General features: G+C 65.6%; 17 protein-coding genes. 10 read left to right on the plus strand and 7 right to left on the minus strand.

From position 1 onward, the window contains the following. Window positions 1-9: 9 nt before the first annotated feature. Window positions 10-726, minus strand: coding sequence for a ribonuclease PH (rph, locus tag DDZ14_RS05135; protein ID WP_109423867.1), 717 nt, complete (start codon window positions 724-726; stop codon window positions 10-12). Window positions 727-858: 132 nt separating this feature from the next. Between rph and hrcA the strand changes: the two genes are divergently transcribed. Then, the gene (gene hrcA, locus DDZ14_RS05140; RefSeq protein ID WP_109423868.1) at window positions 859-1,923 is read left to right on the plus strand and encodes a heat-inducible transcriptional repressor HrcA; all 1,065 of its coding nucleotides are present in this window, start codon (window positions 859-861) and stop codon (window positions 1,921-1,923) included. A gap of 18 nt (window positions 1,924-1,941) precedes the next feature. Beyond that, complete coding sequence (locus tag DDZ14_RS05145) at window positions 1,942-2,538, plus strand: nucleotide exchange factor GrpE (RefSeq protein ID WP_109423869.1); 597 nt, start codon at window positions 1,942-1,944, stop codon at window positions 2,536-2,538. Window positions 2,539-2,542: 4 nt separating this feature from the next. Here DDZ14_RS05145 and mutS read toward each other — a convergent pair whose 3' ends face one another. The 3 genes from mutS to dnaK form a co-directional block, all read right to left on the minus strand. Then, a complete protein-coding gene (gene mutS / locus DDZ14_RS05150) occupies window positions 2,543-5,176 on the minus strand; it encodes a DNA mismatch repair protein MutS (RefSeq protein ID WP_109423927.1) in 2,634 nt (877 codons plus the stop codon). Window positions 5,177-5,336: 160 nt separating this feature from the next. After that, a complete protein-coding gene (gene dnaJ, locus DDZ14_RS05155) occupies window positions 5,337-6,482 on the minus strand; it encodes a molecular chaperone DnaJ (protein WP_109423870.1) in 1,146 nt (381 codons plus the stop codon). A gap of 73 nt (window positions 6,483-6,555) precedes the next feature. Further along, the gene (gene dnaK, locus DDZ14_RS05160) at window positions 6,556-8,475 is read right to left on the minus strand and encodes a molecular chaperone DnaK (RefSeq protein WP_109423871.1); all 1,920 of its coding nucleotides are present in this window, start codon (window positions 8,473-8,475) and stop codon (window positions 6,556-6,558) included. Window positions 8,476-8,735: 260 nt separating this feature from the next. Here dnaK and DDZ14_RS05165 point away from each other — a divergent pair, with 260 nt between their 5' ends. Continuing rightward, window positions 8,736-9,326, plus strand: coding sequence for an alpha-ketoglutarate-dependent dioxygenase AlkB (locus tag DDZ14_RS05165; protein ID WP_199221292.1), 591 nt, complete (start codon window positions 8,736-8,738; stop codon window positions 9,324-9,326). Here the strand turns inward: DDZ14_RS05165 and DDZ14_RS05170 are convergent. Beyond that, on the minus strand, window positions 9,323-10,144 hold the full coding sequence (locus DDZ14_RS05170) for an ABC transporter permease (protein ID WP_109423873.1): 822 nt from the start codon (window positions 10,142-10,144) through the stop codon (window positions 9,323-9,325). The two genes, DDZ14_RS05165 and DDZ14_RS05170, sit on opposite strands and share 4 nt — an antisense overlap. 139 nt (window positions 10,145-10,283) lie before the next feature. Between DDZ14_RS05170 and cysQ the strand changes: the two genes are divergently transcribed. The 7 genes from cysQ to DDZ14_RS05205 all read left to right on the plus strand — a co-directional run bounded on the left by cysQ (window position 10,284) and on the right by DDZ14_RS05205 (window position 18,380). Beyond that, a complete protein-coding gene (gene cysQ / locus DDZ14_RS05175; protein ID WP_109423874.1) occupies window positions 10,284-11,081 on the plus strand; it encodes a 3'(2'),5'-bisphosphate nucleotidase CysQ in 798 nt (265 codons plus the stop codon). Continuing rightward, window positions 11,082-11,879, plus strand: a complete 798-nt coding sequence (locus tag DDZ14_RS05180; RefSeq protein ID WP_109423875.1) for a 3-deoxy-manno-octulosonate cytidylyltransferase — start codon at window positions 11,082-11,084, stop codon at window positions 11,877-11,879. It abuts the gene before it with no gap. 163 nt (window positions 11,880-12,042) lie between these two features. Beyond that, window positions 12,043-12,936 carry a UTP--glucose-1-phosphate uridylyltransferase GalU gene (gene galU, locus DDZ14_RS05185; RefSeq protein WP_109423876.1) on the plus strand — a complete coding sequence of 298 codons (894 nt, stop codon included), beginning with the start codon at window positions 12,043-12,045 and terminating at the stop codon, window positions 12,934-12,936. 37 nt (window positions 12,937-12,973) lie between these two features. Further along, complete coding sequence (locus DDZ14_RS05190; protein WP_109423877.1) at window positions 12,974-13,996, plus strand: glycosyltransferase family 2 protein; 1,023 nt, start codon at window positions 12,974-12,976, stop codon at window positions 13,994-13,996. 216 nt (window positions 13,997-14,212) lie between these two features. After that, the gene (locus tag DDZ14_RS05195) at window positions 14,213-15,223 is read left to right on the plus strand and encodes a glycosyltransferase family 2 protein (protein ID WP_369914512.1); all 1,011 of its coding nucleotides are present in this window, start codon (window positions 14,213-14,215) and stop codon (window positions 15,221-15,223) included. 10 nt (window positions 15,224-15,233) lie between these two features. Next, window positions 15,234-16,937, plus strand: a complete 1,704-nt coding sequence (locus DDZ14_RS05200) for a beta-1,6-N-acetylglucosaminyltransferase (RefSeq protein WP_109423879.1) — start codon at window positions 15,234-15,236, stop codon at window positions 16,935-16,937. Next, window positions 16,938-18,380, plus strand: coding sequence for a nodulation protein NodH (locus tag DDZ14_RS05205; RefSeq protein ID WP_109423880.1), 1,443 nt, complete (start codon window positions 16,938-16,940; stop codon window positions 18,378-18,380). Between the two features lie 126 nt (window positions 18,381-18,506). Here DDZ14_RS05205 and DDZ14_RS05210 read toward each other — a convergent pair whose 3' ends face one another. Together DDZ14_RS05210 and hpf are read right to left on the minus strand one after the other, a co-directional pair. Then, window positions 18,507-18,971: a PTS sugar transporter subunit IIA gene (locus DDZ14_RS05210; protein ID WP_109423881.1), complete on the minus strand. Its 465-nt coding sequence runs from the start codon at window positions 18,969-18,971 to the stop codon at window positions 18,507-18,509. Window positions 18,972-19,008: 37 nt separating this feature from the next. Beyond that, entirely contained in the window at window positions 19,009-19,581 is a 573-nt protein-coding gene (gene hpf / locus DDZ14_RS05215) for a ribosome hibernation-promoting factor, HPF/YfiA family (RefSeq protein ID WP_109423928.1), read from the minus strand. Between the last annotated feature and the right edge of the window lie 68 nt (window positions 19,582-19,649).

A 19,649-nucleotide genomic window follows, 5' to 3' on the forward strand; every position in this document is an offset into this window, starting at 1 on the left:
GGGGGCCGCCTATGCCCCGGTCGCGGCTTTCTGCGCCGCCACCAGTTCAGCCACGCCCTTTTCGGCGAGATCGATCAACTCGCCCAATGCCGCACGCGAGAAGGGCGCGCCTTCGGCCGAGCCCTGCACCTCGACCAGCCCGCCGCGGCCCGTCATCACGAAATTGGCGTCGGTCCCGGCCTCGCTGTCCTCGGCATAGTCGAGATCGAGCACCGTCTGCCCTGCATAGATGCCGCAGCTTACCGCGGCGACGTGATCGACCAGCGGGTCGCTGGTGACAAGGCCCGCCTTCATGAGTTTTGCGATGGCCAGCCGCAGCGCGACCCAGCCCCCGGTGATCGCCGCGCAGCGGGTGCCGCCATCGGCCTGGATCACGTCGCAATCCACGGTGATCTGCCGCTCGCCCAGAGCCACCCGGTCGATCCCGGCACGCAGGCTGCGCCCGATCAGGCGCTGGATCTCCACCGTGCGACCGCCCTGCTTGCCGACCGCGGCCTCGCGGCGCATCCGCGTGTTGGTGGCGCGCGGCAGCATCCCGTACTCCGCCGTGATCCAGCCCAGCCCGGTGTTCTTGAGAAACGGCGGCACCCGGTCCTCGATAGTCGCGGTGCAGAGTACATGCGTATCCCCGCATCGGATCAGACAGGACCCTTCGGCGTGTTTGGTCACGCCCGTCTCGATTGAAATCGGGCGCATTTCGCTTATGTCTCTGCCAGAGGGGCGCATCGGATATCCCTTGTTTTCAGGTCGGTGCCAGATACCCACAGCCACCGGCACGAGTAAAGGCCAATGTCCGGTTGACCCTATGAACAGGCGGGCTTTAATGGCAGCATGGCCGAGGATGGCAGGCAAAATCGGATGAGCGACGGCTCCAGCGTATTGTCGGAAATGAGCGATCGCAGCCGCGAGGTCTTTCGCAGGCTGGTGGAGTCCTATCTGGTCACCGGCGACCCGGTGGGATCGCGGACACTGTCGCGCGACCTGACCGAAAAAGTCTCCGCCGCGACGATCCGGAACGTGATGCAGGATCTGGAGTATCTCGGCCTTCTCGACAGCCCGCATGTCTCCGCCGGGCGGGTGCCAACGCAGATGGGGCTGCGGCTCTTTGTCGACGGGCTGCTGGAGATCGGCGACCTGTCCCCGAAGGAACGGCTTCAGATCGACAACACGCTGGGCAACGACAATCGCGACATGGCGACGATGCTGGACCGCGCGGGCTCGATCCTGTCGGGCCTCACGCATGGGGCCAGCCTGGTGCTGGCGCCCAAGCACGAAGAGGCGATCAAACATGTCGAGTTCGTCTCGCTCGCCCCCGATCGCGCGCTCGTCGTTCTGGTAACCGCCGACGGCCATGTGGAAAACCGCGTTTTCACACCGCCGGTGGGCCAGACCCCGTCGGCAATGCGGGAGGCCGCGAATTTCCTCAATGCCGTCGCCGAGGGACGGACCCTGTCAGATCTGCGCGCGGTAATGGAGCGCGAGATTCAGGCCCGCCGGAGGGAGATCGACGTGCTGGCGCAGCAGATGGTCGAGAACGGCCTCGCGGTCTGGGAAAACGACGGCACCAGCCACGAGCGGCTGATCGTGCGGGGGCGTGCGAATCTGCTGGACGACATGGCCGGTGCGGAGGACCTCGACCGGGTGCGGGAGCTTTTCGACGATCTGGAGCGCAAGCGTGACATCGCGCAATTCCTCGAGCTGACCGAGGAAGGCGATGGGGTGCGTGTTTTTATTGGCTCCGAGAACAAACTTTTCTCACTTTCGGGTTCCTCTTTGGTGGTCTCTCCATATATGAACGCTGACCGGAAGATTATCGGTGCCGTGGGTGTGATCGGGCCGACGCGCCTCAATTACGGGCGCATCGTGCCGATCGTGGATTACACGGCGCAATTGGTCGGACGGATGCTGTCCGATCAGAGTTGAGGCGAGAAGGGGGCAGACATGTCCGATCCGAAGCGAGAAGACGAATCAAAGATGGAAGCAGAGACGCAGGTACCCGGCGCCGAAGCCGCCGCCGAGGATGGGGAGTTCGATGTCCTGTCCGAACTGGAAGGGGAGCTGGACGTTCTCCGGGCCGAGCGCGACGAGTTGAAAGACCGCCTTTTGCGCGCGATGGCCGAGGCCGAGAACGCGCGCAAGCGCGGCGAGCGCGACCGGCGCGAGGCCGAAAGCTATGGCGGTATCAGGCTGGCGCGCGATCTGCTGCCGGTCTACGACAATCTCAAGCGCGCGCTCGACGCGATGAGCGAGTCTGAGCGCGAGGCGGCAAAAAGCGTCGTCCAGGGCATCGAGATCACACTGCGAGAGCTTGTGAACGCCTTTGCCAAGCACGGGATCAAGCCGGTCTCGCCCGAGATCGGCGATCCGTTCGACCCGCAGCACCACCAGGCCATGTTCGAGGCCCCTGTGCCCAGCGTCGGCGCCGGTAACATCATCCAGGTGATGGGCGAAGGCTTCACCATCCATGACCGGCTGCTTCGCCCGGCGCAGGTGGGCGTCTCCTCGGCCTCGGCCGAGCAGCAGGCCGCAAACAAATAGCGCGTCAGTCCCGCCCGTCGTCCCCGATCATCCCGCGCAGGCGATAGACGAGATCGAGCGCCTCGCGCGGGGTCAGTTCGTCGGGATGGATGGAGGCGAGCGTTTCTTCCAGCGCCGAGGGGCCTTTCGGCGCGGCGGGCGCGGGCGGCGGCACCGCCGAGAAGAGCGGCAGATCGTCGATCAGCGTGGCGGCCTTGGCGCCGCCCTCCCTGTCGCCTTTCTCCAGCGAATCGAGGATAACGCGCGCCCGCTCCACAACCGAGGCCGGCAGCCCTGCCAGCTTGGCCACCTGAACGCCGTAGGAGCGGTCCGCCGCACCTTCGCGCACCTCGTGCAGGAAGATCACGTCGCCCTCCCATTCCCGCACGGCCACGGTGGCGTTCCCGACCCCGTCCAGCCGCGACGATAGCCCCGTAAGCTCATGATAATGCGTGGCAAAGAGCGCCCGGCAGAGATTAGCGCCATGCAGGTGTTCGAGCGTCGCCCAGGCAATGGAGAGCCCGTCATAGGTGGCCGTGCCGCGCCCGATCTCATCGAGGATCACCAGCGCGCGCGCATCGGCCTGGTTGAGGATCGCCGCGGTTTCCACCATCTCCACCATGAAGGTTGAGCGGCCCCGCGCCAGGTCGTCCGAGGCGCCAACGCGGGAAAAAAGCTGCGAGACCAGCCCGATATGGGCCGCGCGCGCCGGTACCCAGGCGCCGGTCTGCGCCAACAGGGCAATCAGCGCGTTCTGCCGCAGGAAGGTGGATTTCCCGGCCATGTTGGGCCCGGTCAGCAGCCAGATATGCGCGCCGTCCGAGCCGTCCGAAAGGCTACAGTCATTGGCGATGAAGGGCGTGCCCTCACGCCGGAGCGCGCGTTCCACGACCGGATGGCGCCCACCTTCGACCAGAAAGCTGCGGCTTTCGTCGATCTTCGGGCGACACCAGTTCTCCGACGCCGCGAGATCGGCCATGGCGGCGGCGAGGTCAATCTCGGCCAGCGCGCGGGCGGCCTGGCTGACGGCGGGGGCAGCCTCGGTGACGGCATGGCGCAGCGTTTCGAAGATTCGCTTCTCGATTTCCAGCGCCCGCCCGCCCGCGTTCAATATCCGCGTCTCCAGTTCCGACAGTTCGACCGTGGTGAACCGCACCGCGTTGGCGGTCGTCTGGCGGTGAATGAAGGTCTCCGAAAGCGGTGCGCCCAGCATCCGTCCGGCATGGGTGGCGGGGGTCTCGATAAAATAGCCCAGTACGTTGTTGTGTTTGATTTTCAGCGCATTGACCCCGGCGGCCTTGGCGTAGTCCTTTTGCATTCCGGCGATCACGCCCCGGCCTTCGTCGCGCAACGTGCGCGCCTCGTCCAGATCGGGATCATAGCCCGGCGCGACGAAACCGCCGTCGCGCGCCAGGTGCGGCGGTTCGGCCACCAGCGCGGCGTCGAGCAGATCGCGCAGCGCCGCGTGCCCCGTCAGCGCGCCGCGTGCAGCGGCCAGGTTCTCGGGCAGATCGTCGCGGTCCAGCCGCGTGGCCAGCGCCTCGGCCTGTGTCAGACCGGCGCGGATCGCCGCCAGGTCACGCGGGCCGCCGCGATCCAGCGCCAGCCGCGACAGCGCCCGGTCCATGTCCGGCGCCTTTCGGAGCGCGTCGCGCAATTCATCCCGCAACATTCTGTCTTCAAATAGATACGTGACCACATCCTGCCGCGCCTGGATAGTTTCCAGATCGGCCGAGGGCGCGCTGATCCGCCGTTCCAGCATCCGGGCCCCGGCCGCCGTCACGGTCCGGTCGATGGCCGAGAGGAGCGAACCGTCGCGCCCGCCCGCGAGGCTCTGCGTCAGTTCCAGGTTGCGCCTTGTCGCGGCATCGATCTGCATCAGGCGGTTCTCGGACTCGTGGCGCGGCGGCGACAGGAGCGGCAGTTTTCCCTTCTGCGTCAGGTCCAGATACTCCACGATGCCGCCCATCGCCGAGAGTTCGGCGCGCGAGAAGGCACCGAACCCGTCCAGCGCGCCGACGCCATAGAGCGCCTGAAGGCGCCCGGCCGCCGCGCTGCTGTCGAAGGAGGCGCGCGAGAGCGGGGTCAGCGCCGCGCCGCTTTCCGCGATCGCGTCGCCATATGCGTCCTCGATGGATTCGGGCAGGATCACCTCGCGCGGCATCAGGCGGGCAAGCTGCGGACCCAGCCGGTGCGGCGGGCAGGGCATCACGTGAAACGCGCCGGTGGAGATATCGACCCAGGCCAGCGCCGCCTCGCCGCGCACTTCGGAAAAGGCGGTCAGGTAGTTGTGGCGCCGTGCTTCCAGCAGCGCCTCCTCGGTCAGGGTGCCGGGCGTGACCAGCCGCACGACCTCGCGCCGCACCACCGCCTTGGAGCCGCGCTTCTTGGCCTCCGCCGGGTCTTCCATCTGCTCGCAGACGGCGACGCGGAAGCCCTTGCGGATCAGCGTCAGAAGGTAGTTTTCGGCGGCATGAACCGGGACGCCGCACATCGGGATATCCTCGCCCAGATGCTTGCCGCGTTTGGTGAGGGCGATATCCAGCGCCTCGGCCGCGGCGACCGCGTCATCGAAGAAAAGCTCATAGAAGTCGCCCATCCGGTAGAACAGGAGCGCATCGGAATGCGCCTCCTTGATCTCCAGGTATTGCGCCATCATCGGCGTCATGGTCGGCTGAGCAACGGTCAACGGTCCCCCCAGAACGGCGTCCCGGAGAACCTAGCGAAGCCGGCGCCGGCGCGAAAGCGCAATTGGCTGGAGCCAAGAAAAAGGGCGGCCCGTCGCGGCCGCCCACAAGGATCTGCCGATGGTCCCGGCGTCAGCTCTTCATGCCGTCCCAGAAATTCTTGACCTTGCCGAAGAAGTTGGAGCTTTGCGGGTTGTTGCCGTCGCTCAACCCTTCGAATTCACGCAGCAGTTCTTTCTGCTTGGCGCTGAGATTGACAGGGGTCTCGACCGCGAGTTCGATGAACATGTCGCCGGTCGTGTTGCCACGCAGAGCGGGCATGCCCTTGCCCTTGAGCCGCATCTGGCGGCCCGACTGGCTGCCGGCGGGGATTTTCACGCGCGCCCGGCCGCCGTCGATCGTCGGCACTTCGATATCGCCGCCCAACGCGGCCTTGGCCATGCTGACGGGCACCGAACAGAAGAGGCTCTGCCCGTCGCGTTGGAAGATCGGGTGTTCGGTGACGTTGATGAAGATGTAGAGATCGCCCGACGGCCCGCCCCGCATGCCGGCCTCGCCCTCGCCGGCAAGGCGGATGCGCGTGCCCGTCTCCACGCCCGCGGGCACGTTGACGGAAAGCGAGCGGTCGCGGGTGACGCGACCCGCGCCCTTGCAGGCCGAACAGGGGTTCTTGATGATCTGGCCCATGCCCGAACAGGTCGGGCAGGTGCGTTCGACGGTGAAGAAGCCTTGCTGCGCGCGCACCTTGCCCATTCCCGAACAGGTCGGGCAACTGGTCGGTTCCGCGCCGCCGGCCGCGCCGGTGCCGTGACAGGTGTCGCAGGCCACCGAGCCGGGGACGCTGATCGTCTTGTGGATGCCCTTGAATGCTTCTTCGAGCGTGACACGCAGATTGTAGCGCAGATCGGAGCCGCGCGTGGCGCGCTGCCCGGCGCCGCCGCGCCCGCCGCCCATGAAATCGCCGAAGAGATCCTCGAAGACATCCGAAAAGGCGCTGGCGAAATCGGCATTGCCCGCACCACCCGGCCGCGGCCCGCCGCCGCCCATCCCGCCTTCGAACGCGGCATGGCCGAAGCGGTCATAGGCCGCCTTCTTCTCGGGGTCCTTCAGGACGTCATAGGCCTCGTTCGCTTCCTTGAACTGCGTTTCGGCGTTGGGATTGTCGCTGTTGCGGTCCGGGTGAAACGCCTTGGCCTTGCTGCGATAGGCTTTCTTGATCTCGTCGGCCGATGCGTTCCTGGAGACACCCAGAACCTCGTAGTAATCGCGCTTTGCCATGGTCAGTGTCCTTCACGAAACGTGCGGGCCGATCCGGGGCACCCGGACCGGCCCGACAGTTTCCGGACGCGCCTTACGCGCGCTTGTCTTCGTCGTCGCCGAGGTCTTCGAAATCGGCATCCACGATGTCCTCGTCGACACCGGACGGGCCTTCATCCGCGCCGTCGCCCTCACCCGCGGCGTCCTGCTGGGCCTTGTAGATCGCCTCGCCCAGTTTCATCGCGGCTTCGGTGACGTTCTGGATGCCGGACTTGATCTTGCCGGTTTCCTCGGATTCCAGCGCCTCTTCCAGCGCCCCGATGGCCAGGTCGATGGCTTCGATGGTCGAGGCATCGACCTTGTCGCCATGCTCTTCCATCGACTTGCGGGTGGAGTGGATCAGGCCTTCCGCCTGGTTCTTGGTCTCCACCAGCTCGCGGCGTTCCTTGTCGGCCTCGGCATTGGCTTCGGCCTCCTTGACCATCTTCTCGATATCTTCGTCCGACAGACCGCCCGACGCCTGGATCGTGATCTTGTGCTCCTTGCCGGTGCCCTTGTCCTTGGCCGAGACGTTGACGATGCCGTTGGCGTCGATGTCGAATGTCACCTCGATCTGCGGCATGCCGCGCGGCGCCGGGGGGATGTCCTCCAGATTGAACTGGCCCAGCATCTTGTTGTCCGAGGCCATCTCGCGCTCGCCCTGGAAGACGCGGATCGTCACCGCGTTCTGGTTGTCCTCGGCGGTCGAGAAGATCTGGCTCTTCTTCGTCGGGATCGTGGTGTTGCGGTCGATCAGGCGGGTGAACACGCCGCCCAGCGTCTCGATGCCCAGGCTCAGCGGGGTTACGTCGAGAAGGACCACGTCCTTCACGTCGCCTTGCAGCACGCCGGCCTGAATCGCAGCGCCCATCGCCACGACCTCGTCGGGGTTGACGCCCTTGTGTGGCTCCTTGCCGAAGAACTTGGTCACTTCCTCATAGACCTTGGGCATGCGGGTCATGCCGCCGACCATGATCACCTCGTCCACGTCGCCCTTGGACAGGCCGGCATCCTTCAGCGCCGCCGCGCAGGGCTTCAGCGAATTGGCGATCAGGTCGCCCACCAGGCTTTCCAGCTTGGCGCGGGTCAGTTTCATGACCATGTGCAGCGGCTGGCCGCTGTTCTTGTCCATCGAGATGAAGGGCTGGTTGATCTCGGTCTGCGAGGACGAGCTGAGTTCGATCTTGGCCTTCTCGGCGGCCTCCTTGAGTCGCTGCAGCGCCATCTTGTCCATGGTCAGGTCGGCGCCGTGCTCCTTCTTGAACTCGTCGGCCAGGTAGTTGACGATCCGCATGTCGAAATCTTCACCGCCCAGGAACGTGTCCCCGTTGGTGGACTTCACCTCGAAGAGACCGTCGTCAATCTCCAGAATGGTGATGTCGAACGTCCCGCCGCCAAGGTCGTAGACCGCGATGGTCTTGGTCTCTTTCTTGTCGAGACCATAGGCCAGCGCGGCGGCCGTCGGTTCGTTGATGATGCGCAGCACCTCGAGCCCGGCGATCTTGCCGGCATCCTTGGTCGCCTGGCGCTGCTGGTCGTTGAAATAGGCCGGCACGGTGATGACGGCCTGCGTCACGTCCTCACCCAGATAGCTTTCGGCGGTTTCCTTCATTTTCTGAAGGATGAACGCGGAAATCTGGCTGGGGCTGTATTTCTCGCCGTGCGCCTCGACCCAGGCGTCGCCATTGCCGCCGTCGATGATGCTGTAGGGGACGATCTTCTTGTCCTTCGTCACCTCGGCGTCGTCCACGCGGCGGCCGATCAGGCGCTTGACCGCGAAGATCGTGTTTTCCGGGTTGGTCACGGCCTGCCGCTTGGCGGACTGGCCGACGAGACGTTCGTTGTCGGTGAAGGCGACGATCGACGGCGTGGTGCGCGCGCCTTCCGCGTTCTCGATCACCCGCGGCTGCGAGCCGTCCATGATCGCGACGCAGGAGTTCGTGGTCCCAAGGTCGATTCCGATTACTTTGCCCATGGCGTATGCTCTCCTCTCGGCGAATATGAGGGGTCAGACCCGTTCGCGGCCCCTGCCCCGATTCCCATCGCTGGACCCGATGGCCCGGCTTCAAGTTCGAAAAGCTATATAAGAGCCGGGGAAACACGCTGCAAGCGGTGGTACGCCACTGAATCACCCTGATACGGAGGCAAAAAGGATTCAAAATGACCGATAAAGCCGCGAGCGGCGCAAACCACGCCCCAGAAACCGCGCAGGGCGACGGCGCGGCGCGGCCCCTGATGCTGCGCGGCTTCGCGATTCACCAGGGCTTCCTGGATCGCCCGGCGCAGGAGCGGATGCTGGAGGAATTGCGCGCGGTCCAGCGCGCCGCGCCGGTCTTCCGGCCGGTCACGCCGGGCGGCAAACGGATGTCGGTGCGCATGACTTCGGCCGGGCGCTATGGCTGGTATTCCGACCGGAAGGGCTATCGCTACGAGCCGCGCCACCCCTCGGGCAGCGCCTGGCCGCCCATCCCGCCTTCGGTCATGGCGGTCTGGCGTGCGCTGGGCGACGCGCGCCGCGATCCCGATTGCTGCCTGGTGAACTTCTATGGCGAAGGCGCGCGGATGGGCCTGCACCAGGACCGGGACGAAGCCGATTTCAGCTATCCCGTGGTGTCGGTCTCGCTGGGCGACGACGGGCTGCTGCGGGTCGGCGGCACCGACCGGCGAGAGGGCACGCAATCCCTGTGGCTGCACTCGGGCGACGTGGTGGTGATGGGCGGCGCGGCGCGGCTGGCCTGGCACGGGGTGGACCGCATCCGCTTCGGATCCTCGGGCCTCCTGTCCGATGGCGGGCGGATCAACCTGACGCTCCGCGTGGTGGATTAGCGCGCGGCGTCCCAGCTCAGCGAAGCGCGGCGGCGCGTGTAGAACTCCCCCATCAGGCCCAGCATGATCAGCGTGATCGTGACCAGCAGCGGATAGGTCTCGTTGGTGTTGTGGGGGTTGTAGTTGATGAATGCCGCCCCGCGCGCCTGGTCGATGGTGTGAAAGAGCGGGTTCCACGAGAAGAAGGGCAGCATCGACGCGGGCAGCGTGTTGGCCACGAACATCTTGCCGGAGGTGATCATGTTGGCCCGCATATAGACCATCGAGACGATCCGCACGAAGCTGGGAAACCAGGGTTTCAGCGCCAGCAGCAGCACGCCGATGGCCGCGCCGCTGGACCATGCGAGCATGAAGTTGTGCATCAGCCCGACCGGATCGTCGATCTCTACCGGGCGCCAGGCGACATGGACCCCGAAGAAGATGACCCCCAGCGCGAGAAGCTGCATGTAGAGCGACGAGAGCGCCGCCGCGCTGATCGACACGATGGTGTTCATCGGCGCGTGTTTCATCATTGCCGATGTCGGCCCTTCGGCGTTCATCACCGAGCGGACGGCCTGGTTATGGGTCAGGAAGAGGAAGATGCCGGTCATCAGGTAGACGATGAAATCGCCCCGCAGCGCCATGCCGCGCAGGTTGAGCAGCGAGAACATCAGGTAGAAGGCCACGACCATGAGAATGGCGGTGAAGACCCGCGACAGCAGCCCGGCGACGGCGTTGCGGCTGGATTTCCGCGCCTCGCGGACGGTGGCATGATAAATCACGCGCAGCAGCCCGAAGACCATTGCGGGACCCGAACGCCGCGTCTGTCTGGTAAACATGTCCGGACCTGCCTCTTGCCCGCGATGCCGCGCCCGGCGGCTATGCCTTGCCGTTCTTTTGCGGAGGCATCATAAGGGGGCCACGGTAAATTTTCAATCATTTGCCCGCCATGCGCGCGGGTCCCGAAGGAGGCCGGATTTGGATTTCGACAAGTTGAGCCGGGTGTTCCGCAAGACCGCCATAGAAGCCGGGACGCGGATCATGGAAATCTACGACGCCGACGATTTCGAGGTGCGCGCGAAATCCGACGACAGCCCGGTGACCGCCGCGGACGAGGCCGCCGACGCACTGATTTCCGCGGCGCTCGCGGCGGCGTTTCCCGGCACCCTGATCGTGACCGAGGAACAGGCCGCCAGCCATGCCGAGAGCGCCCGCGACTTCATCATCGTGGACCCGTTGGACGGCACCAAGGAATTCATCAAGCGGCGCGGCGATTTCACCGTCAACATCGCCTATGTCGAGAAAGGCACACCGGTGCGCGGCGTCGTCTACGCGCCCGCCAAGGGGCGGATGTTCTATACCGATGCGACCGGCGCCTCGGTCGAGGAGGCGGGCGCGCTCGCCCCCGATGCGCCGGGTCCGGTCAGGCCCGTCCACGTCACCACGCCCGACAACGGCGCGCTGGTCGTCGTGGCCTCCAAGTCGCACCGGGATCAGGCGACGGACGACTATATCGGCAAATACGCGGTCGCGGACATGACCGGGGCGGGCTCGTCGCTGAAGTTCTGCCTCGTCGCCACGGGCGAGGCCGATCTCTATCCCCGGCTGGGCCGCACGATGGAATGGGACACCGCCGCCGGTCAGGCGGTGCTGCTGGGCGCCGGCGGCCATGTGGTGCGCTTCGACGATCACAGCCCGCTGCGCTATGGCAAGCCGGGCTACGAAAACCCGTTCTTCATCGCCCACGCGCCGGGCGTCGTGCTGCAGGCGCCCTGAATGTCCGTGCTCGTCGTGATCCCGGCGCGCTATGCCTCGACCCGCTATCCGGGCAAGCCGCTGGTGGCGCTGCGCGGCGCGGGCGGCGAGGCGCGCAGCCTGATCCGGCGAAGCTGGGACGCGGCGATGGCCGCGCGCGGCGTGGACCGGGTGGTGGTGGCCACCGATGACGACCGGATCCGGGACGAGGCCGAAGGCTTCGGGGCCGAGGTCGCGATGACGTCGCCCGATTGCGCCAACGGCACCGAGCGCTGCGCCGAGGCCGCGGCGGCGCTGGGCGGTGCGGAAATCGTGGTCAATCTGCAAGGCGACGCGCCGCTGACCCCGCCCTGGTTCGTTGAGGCGCTGGTCGCGGCGTTGCGCGCCGATCCCGCCTTGGGCATGGCGACGCCGGTGCTGCGCTGCGACGCCGCGGCGCTGTCCGGATTCCTGGAGGACCGGCGCGCGGGCCGGGTCGGCGGCACGACGGCGGTTTTCGGGCGCGACATGCGGGCGCTCTACTTCTCCAAGGAGGTGATCCCCTATACGGCGCGCAGCTATGGCGCGGACGAGACGGTGCCGGTCTTTCACCATGTCGGCGTCTATGCCTACCGGCCCGAGGCGCTGGCAGACTATGTCGCCTGGCCCGCCGGGCCGCTGGAGGCGCTGGAAGGACTCGAACAGCTCCGGTTTCTGGAAAACGGCGCGCCGGTGCTCTGCGTCGAGGTGGAAGCGCGCGGCCGCGCCTTCTGGGAACTCAACAATCCCGAGGACGTACCCCGGATCGAGGCGAAACTGGCGGAGATGGGCATCGCCTGAGTGTGCGGCCTCCCGCCGGGCGTCTGCAGATCCTGGGCAATTCCACGCGGATGCCGCAATCCTGTCTCAAAATCGGGTCGCGTCGCGGTCCATATTCCTGTTATTAACGGGCGAGCAGGTGGTTTTACGTGCTGCACAGGCGGAACGATAAGGGATTGGTGCCATGAGAAGCCGCATTTCCAAGGCGATTTTTCCGGTTGCGGGACTGGGGACGCGATTCCTTCCCGCGACGAAATCGGTGCCGAAGGAGATCATGACACTGGTGGACCGGCCGTTGATCCAATACGCGATCGACGAGGCCCGCGCCGCCGGGATCAAGGAATTCATCTTCGTGACCTCGCGCGGGAAATCCGCGCTCGAGGACTATTTCGACAGCGCCCCGCAGCTCGAGCAGGAGCTCAAGCGCAAGGGCAAGGACGACCTGCTGGAAATCCTCAGATCCACGACGATGGACAGTGGCGCCATCGCCTATATCCGCCAGCAGAAACCCATGGGGCTGGGGCACGCCGTGTGGTGCGCGCGGCGGCTGATCGGCGACGAGCCCTTCGCGGTTATCCTGCCCGACGACGTGATCGCGGCCGAAAAGCCCTGTCTGCAACAGATGGTCGAGGCCCATGCCGAGGTGGGCGGCAATATGGTCGCCGCGATGGAGGTGCCGACCGCGAAGGCCGCCTCCTACGGCCTTCTGGACGTTGCCGAGGACATGGGGGCGCTGGTGCGCATGCGCGGGATGGTGGAAAAGCCCCAGCCCGAGGACGCGCCGTCGAACCTCGCCGCCATCGGGCGCTACATCCTGACGCCCAGCATCATGCGCAATCTCAACCGCATCAAGTCGGGTGCTGGCGGGGAAATCCAGCTCACCGACGCGATCGCCGAGGAAGTGCGCCGGTCCGACAATGTCTATGGCTACCGGTTCCGCGGCCAGCGCTTCGACTGCGGCTCCAAGGCGGGGTTCCTTCAGGCCACGGTGGCCTTCGGGCTGGCGCGGGACGATTTGTGCGAGGAATTCGGCGAATACCTGCGCGACATGATGGCAATACCCGCGGCGGCGCAATGAGGCGGCGGGGCTGACGCTGCGGCGTCCCGCGGGCGGCATGGAGACGCTGGAAGACCTCTGGATTGCCTATCGGATGCGCTGGAAGCGGCGGCGGCTCCTGTTCCGGGCGCTGCGCAAGCGCGGGCAACTCGCCGCGGTGGCCGACCGCACCGGGTCGATCCGTCCCGGCGATATCCTGGCCTTTGCCATGCTTCGCAACGAGGCGCTGCGGCTGCCGCATTTCCTGGCGCATTACCGGGCCCTGGGCGTCGCGCATTTCCTGATCGTGGACAATTCCAGCACCGACGGCACGGCCGAGATGCTGCGCGGCGCGCCGGACGTGTCGCTCTGGCAGAGCGCGCACAGCTACCGGCTCTCGCGGTTCGGGGTGGACTGGCTGACCTGGCTCCTCATCAAGCACGGCCACGGGCACTGGTGCCTGACCGTCGATGCCGACGAGATACTTGTCTATCCGCATTGGCAGGAACGCCCCCTGCCCGACCTGACCCGCTGGCTGGAGGCGCAGCGGCAGCCGTCCTTCGGGGCGCTGCTTCTGGACATGTACCCGCGCGGACGGCTGAGTGCGGCGCCCTACTGCCCCGGCGCCGATCCGTTCGAGACGCTTTGCTGGTTCGACGGCGACAATTTCACCGTCCAGCGCAAGCGCATCATGCAGGATCACTGGATCCAGGGCGGCGTGCGGGCGCGCCGCTTCTTCGCGCAGGATCCGGCCCGCGCGCCGACCATGAACAAGGTGCCGCTGGTGCGGTGGGACCGCCGCTTCGTCTATGCCAACTCGACCCATTCGATGCTGCCGCGCCGGCTCAACCACGTCTTCAACGATGACGGCGCGACCCGAACCACGGGGGTGCTGCTGCACAGCAAATTCCTGCACACGATCGTCGAGAAATCGCGCGAGGAGAAGGCCCGCAAGGAACATTTCGCCAATAGCAGCCTCTATGACGACTATTACGACGCGCTGATCGACGACCCGGTGTTGTGGTCGGAGACCTCGACGCGCTACGCCGGCTGGCAGCAACTTGAGGAAGCCGGGCTGATGTCGCGGGGCATGTGGACCTGACCCCGGCGCGGTCGCATCCGCGTCGGATCAAGTGGATGGTAATTGTGACATGGTGAAGCCAGACGGTAAAAAAACCGGGTCCGGGGCAGGAAAGAACTGGAAAGAAGGGGCGCGATAGGCGCAAAATCGCGCCAATCAGCCGTGAGAGCTGCATGATCGAGGTCGCGGGCGGCCAGTCCGGGTGCAGCCTCTCCGGCGCAGTATGGAGAAGATCCGTTGGGGCTTTGGTCGGCATACAGGTTGCGCGTGAGACGCCGCGCCCGGCTTTTCCGGGCCTTCCGCCGCCGACGGGAACTTGCCGTTGTCGCCAACCGGACGGGGCGTATCGGCAAGGACGACATACTGCTCTTCTCCACGCTGCGCGACGAGCATGTGCGGCTGCCCTATTTCCTGGAATACTATCGCGAACTGGGCGTCGATCACTTCCTTATCGTCGACAACGACAGTACCGATGGCGGGCGCGAATACCTGGCCGGGCAGGAGGACGTGTCGCTCTGGACCACCAGGGCGAGCTACAAGAGGGCGCGCTACGGCGTGGACTGGCTCAACTGGCTGCAACGCCGGCACGGTCATGGGCACTGGTGCCTGACGGTCGATCCCGATGAGTTTTTCATCTATCCGTTCTGCGACACGCGCAACCTGCGCGCCCTGACGGACTGGCTCGACATATCCGAGATCCGCTCCTTCGGGGCGATGCTGCTCGACATGTATCCCAAGGGCCGGATCGACGCGGCCGCCTACCAGTCGGGCCAGAACCCGCTGGAGATTGCCAACTGGTTCGATAGCGGCAATTACACGATCCTGAAGAACCCGCAATTGCGCAACCTGTGGATCCAGGGCGGTCCACGGGCGCGCTGTTTCTTCCCGCGAAATCCCGCAATGGCGCCCGCGCTCAACAAGATCCCGCTGGTCAAGTGGCACCGGAGCTTTGCCTATGTCAGTTCCACCCATGCGCTGCTGCCGCGGGGGCTGAACCTGGTTTACGACGAATGGGGCGGTGAGAAGGCGTCGGGCATGCTGCTGCACGCGAAATTCCTCAACACCTTTCCCGAGAAGGCCAGGGAGGAGTTGCGGCGCCGCCAGCATTTCGCCGGGAGCCGCGAATACAAGGCCTATGGTGAGCATTTGCAGGAGGATCCGCGGCTCTGGTGCCAGTGGTCGGAAAAGTACATCAACTGGCGGCAGCTCGAGATCCTGGGGCTGATGTCCAAGGGAAACTGGGCATGAGGGGCACGCGATGAGCGTCGGCTTCATCATGCTGGTGCACCAGTCGCTGGAGCGTGCCGCGCAGGTTTCCGGGCACTGGGCCGGGCATGGCTGTCCGGTGGCGATCCATGTGGACAAGCGCGTGCGCCGGGAGGAGTTCGAGGCGCTGAAGGCGAAGCTGGCCGACTTCGGCAATGTCCGCTTCAGCGACAGGTTCGCTTGCGAATGGGGGCGGTTTTCCATCGTCGAGGCGACGCTTGCCGTGTCGGAACGGCTGCTGGCCGATTTTCCTGAGGTCGGGCACATCTACGTCGCCAGCGGCTCCTGCCTGCCGCTGCGCCCGGTTGAGGATCTGCGCCGCTATCTCGAAGCCCGGTCGGAGACCGATTTCATCGAGTCCGTCACCACCGACGACGTACACTGGACGGTGGGCGGGCTGGACCGGGAACGTTTTACCCTGCGCTTCCCGTTCTCCTGGAAGCGGCAGCGCTATCTCTTCGACAAGCATGTCGAGCTTCAGCGCCGGATCGGCTTTTCCCGCGCCATCCCCGACGGGCTGGAGCCGCATCTCGGCTCGCAATGGTGGTGCCTGACGCGGGCCACGCTCTCGGCGATCCTGGAGGATCCGCGCAGACCGGACCATGACGGCTATTTCCGGCGGGTCTGGATACCCGACGAGTCCTATTTCCAGACGCTGGCCCGCCGCCATTCGAAGCGGATCGAGAGCCGGTCGCTGACGCTCTCTAAGTTCGACTACCAGGGCAAGCCGCATATCTTCTATGACGATCACCTGCCGCTCTTGCGCCGGTCCGACGGGTTCGTTGCGCGCAAGATATGGCCGCAGGCCGAAGGGCTCTACTCCGCCTTCCTGAAGGCCGACAACGCGGCGCGCCCCGAGGTCGAACCGATGCCGCAGAAAATCGACCGGATCTTCACCAAGGCGGTGGAGTTGCGGACCCGCGGGCGTCCCGGCCTCTACATGCAGAGCCGATTTCCCAACCACGACCACGAGAACGGCAAGAGCTGCGCCGCGTATTCCGTGTTTCAGGGCTTCGGCGACGTGTTCGAGGATTTTCAGACCTGGCTCCAGAAGCGCACGGGTAGCCGTATCCACGGGCACCTCTTCGACAAGGGCCGCGTCCGGTTCGCCGGGGATGAGACGATCTTCAACGGCGCGCTCAGCGACAGTGCGAAGCTGCGGGACTACAGCCCGCGCGACTTTCTGACAAACCTGATCTGGAACACCCAGGGAGAGCGTCAGTGCTTCTTCTTCGGCCCCGATGACGGCCAGGGCATCGCGGCCTTCCTGGCCTCCGACCAGAACGCCCATATCTCGGTCATCGCGGGGGCCTGGGCGGTGCCGCTCTTCCATTCCGGGATGGAGTTTCCGCGCGTGCGCAAGATCGCCGCGCGCCGCCAGCGGATCGAGGCGCAGTTTCTGGACCTTCTGCGCCAGCCCCACACGCGTGCGCGGGTGCGGGTCTGGTCGCTTGCCGATTTCGTGGAAGACCCCGGCGAAATCCTGCAATCCGTCATGGACGAGATGATGCCGGTGATGCAGCGACGCCTGACCGAGGTGCCGAAACTGGTGGACATGACCGGGTTCGGCCAGTTCCTGCAGGACCTCAAAAACGAGGGGATGCGCCCCTATCTCGTCGGCGATTTCCCCGCCGATGGCCGCAACGAGATGGCGCCGCCCGACCGCAAGGCGCCCAGCCTGGGCGTGGTGAAGTAGATGGGCGCGCGCCGGTTCAGCAGTTTCGTGCTCTTCGCGGAGATGCGCACGGGCTCCAATTTTCTGGAACAGAACCTCAATGCGTTTCCGGACCTGCGCAGCTTTGGCGAGCTGTTCAATCCGAATTTCGTGGGCTTTTCCGGCCGCAGGGAGCTTTGCGGCATCACCCTCGCCGCGCGGGAGGCGGACCCGAAACGCCTGCTCGCGGCGATCCGCGCCGATGCGCCCGGCTGCCTGACCGGATTCCGCTTCTTCCATGACCACGACCCCCGGATTCTGGCGCACTGCCTGAACGATCCGGCCTGCGCGAAAGTCGTGCTGACCCGCAATCCGCTGGACAGCTACGTGTCGCGCCAGATCGCCGCGCAGACCGGCCAGTGGATGCTGACCGACGTCAAGGACAAGAAATCCGCCAAGGCCGTCTTCGACGCTGCCGGGTTCGAGCGGCATCTCGAAGCGGTGCAGGGCTTCCAGCTCCGGCTGCTCAACGCGCTGCAAACCACTGGCCAGAGCGCGTTCTATATCGGCTATGACGACATAAACGATCTGGACGTGATCAACGGGCTGGCGCGGTTCCTGGGCTCCGAACACGCGCTGAAGTCGCTGAAATCGACATTGAAGAAACAGAACCCCGCACCGGTGGCCGAGAAGGTCAGCAATCCCGCCGAGATGCAGCGCGCGCTGGCCGATCTGGACCGGTTCGACCTGTCACGCACGCCGAATTTCGAGCCGCGGCGCGGCGCGGGCGTGCCGGGGTTTCATGCCGGGCACACGGTGCCGATACTCTTCATGCCGGTACAGGGCGCGCCGGTCGCCGGCCCGCTCGACTGGCTGGCCCGGCACGAGGCACGCGCCGCCGGGGAGGAGTCGCCGCTGCTCGACGGGTTCAACCAGAAGACCCTGCGCCAGTGGAAGCGCCAGCATCCGGGACATCTGAGCTTCACCGTGCTGCGCCATCCGCTGGCCCGCGCCCATGACAGTTTTTGTCGTTGCATCCTGTCCACCGGACCCGGCGCCTATGCTGAGATCCGCGAGACCCTGCGCAGCCATTACGGGCTGCCGATCCCGGCGTCGTACGCGCCGGACTATGACATGGCGGGGCACCGTGCGGCCTTCCTGGGCTTTCTGGAATTCCTGAAGGCCAATCTGCAAGGCCAGACCGGCATAAGGGTCGATCCCGCATGGGCTAGCCAGGCCGCTCTGGTGCAGGGCATGGCGCGGGTCGCGCCCCCCGATTACCTGCTGCGCGAGGAGACGCTCGGGCCGTCGCTGGCCCACCTGGAATCGCTCCTGGTCCTGCCCGCCGCCGCGCTGCAGGCGCAGGAACCGCCCCTGCCTTTCGACCTGGCCGGGATCTACGATGCGCAGATTGAAAAAGCCGCGCGTGACGTCTACACGCGCGACTACATGATGTTCGGGTTCCAGGACTGGTCCGCGACCTAGAGCCTGTCGCGTTTGATCGGAGCCCCCTGCCCCGGACTTGATCCGGGGCCTCGCCCATCCGGCAACGAGGTCCCGGCTCGGAAGCCGGGTTGGGCGTGACTTCGAATTTGCGCGATACGCTTTAGATCAGGCGGCCTTGGACGGCCGCTCCTCGGTCAGCACGGCATAGAGCGTGGACGGATCGTCATTGGCCCGCAGCTTGGAGCAGATCGCGTTGTCGCGCAGCGTGCGCGACACCAGAGCCAGCGCCTTGAGGTGATCCACGCCGGAGTTCTCGGGCGCGAAAAGCGCGAAGACCAGATCGACCGGCTGCCGATCCACCGAATCGAAATCGACCGGCTTTTCGAGCCGCAGGAAGGCGCCAACGACCTTGTCGGTGCCGTCGATGCGGGCATGGGGCAGCGCGACGCCATGGCCGACACCGGTCGGACCCAGGCTTTCGCGGTCCTGGAGTGCATCGAAACAGGCGGCCGCGCTGAATCCGTGGGCCGTTCCCGCAAGATCGGCCAGCTCCTGAAGGATACGCTTCTTGCTGGTCAGATGACCCACAACCTTGACCGCCCCGGGCGTAAGGATGTCCTTGACGTTCATGTCAATCTTTCCGGTCGGCCGCCCTTCGGTGGTCTTGTCATGCGTTGCGCGGGTCGATCCAGCCGATGTTGCCGTCGTCTCGGCGATACACGACATTCACCCCGTCATGGCCCTCGTTTCGGAATACCAGGATCGGGGCGCCCGCCAGCTCCATCTGCATGACCGCCTCACCGACCGAGAGCGAAGGAACCTTGGTTTCCATCTCGGCGACGATGATCGGCTGGAGCGTGTCGGTGTCCGTATCCTCGTCGGCATCCGATGACGCGAGGATATAGGTGGAAGCGCCGATGGTTTCAACCGGAGAGGTGCGTTCGCGGTGATGATTCTTCAGCCGGCGCTTGTAGCGGCGAAGCTGCTTTTCCATCTTGTCGCAGCATTGCTCGAAGGCGCCGTAGATCTCGGTCGCGCGGGCCCTGGCCTGCGCGGTCAGCCCGGTGGACAGATGCACCGTCGCCTCGCAGACATACTCATGCGCATCGCGGGAGAACACCACATTCGCGTCGGTCGGACGCTCGGCATATTTTTCCACGACGGCATCAAGCCCTTGCTCCACATGAATTTTTAGGGCGTCACCAATGTCGATCTGCTTGCCGCTGATTTGGTAGAGCATCATGCCTCCTCGATATAAAACATGCGCGTGACCTTCGGGGCCGGGCAAACGGGCCGCGCGCAGCCGCA

The sequence above is a fragment of the Maritimibacter sp. 55A14 genome, from assembly GCF_003122205.1.
Taxonomy (GTDB): domain Bacteria; phylum Pseudomonadota; class Alphaproteobacteria; order Rhodobacterales; family Rhodobacteraceae; genus QEYE01.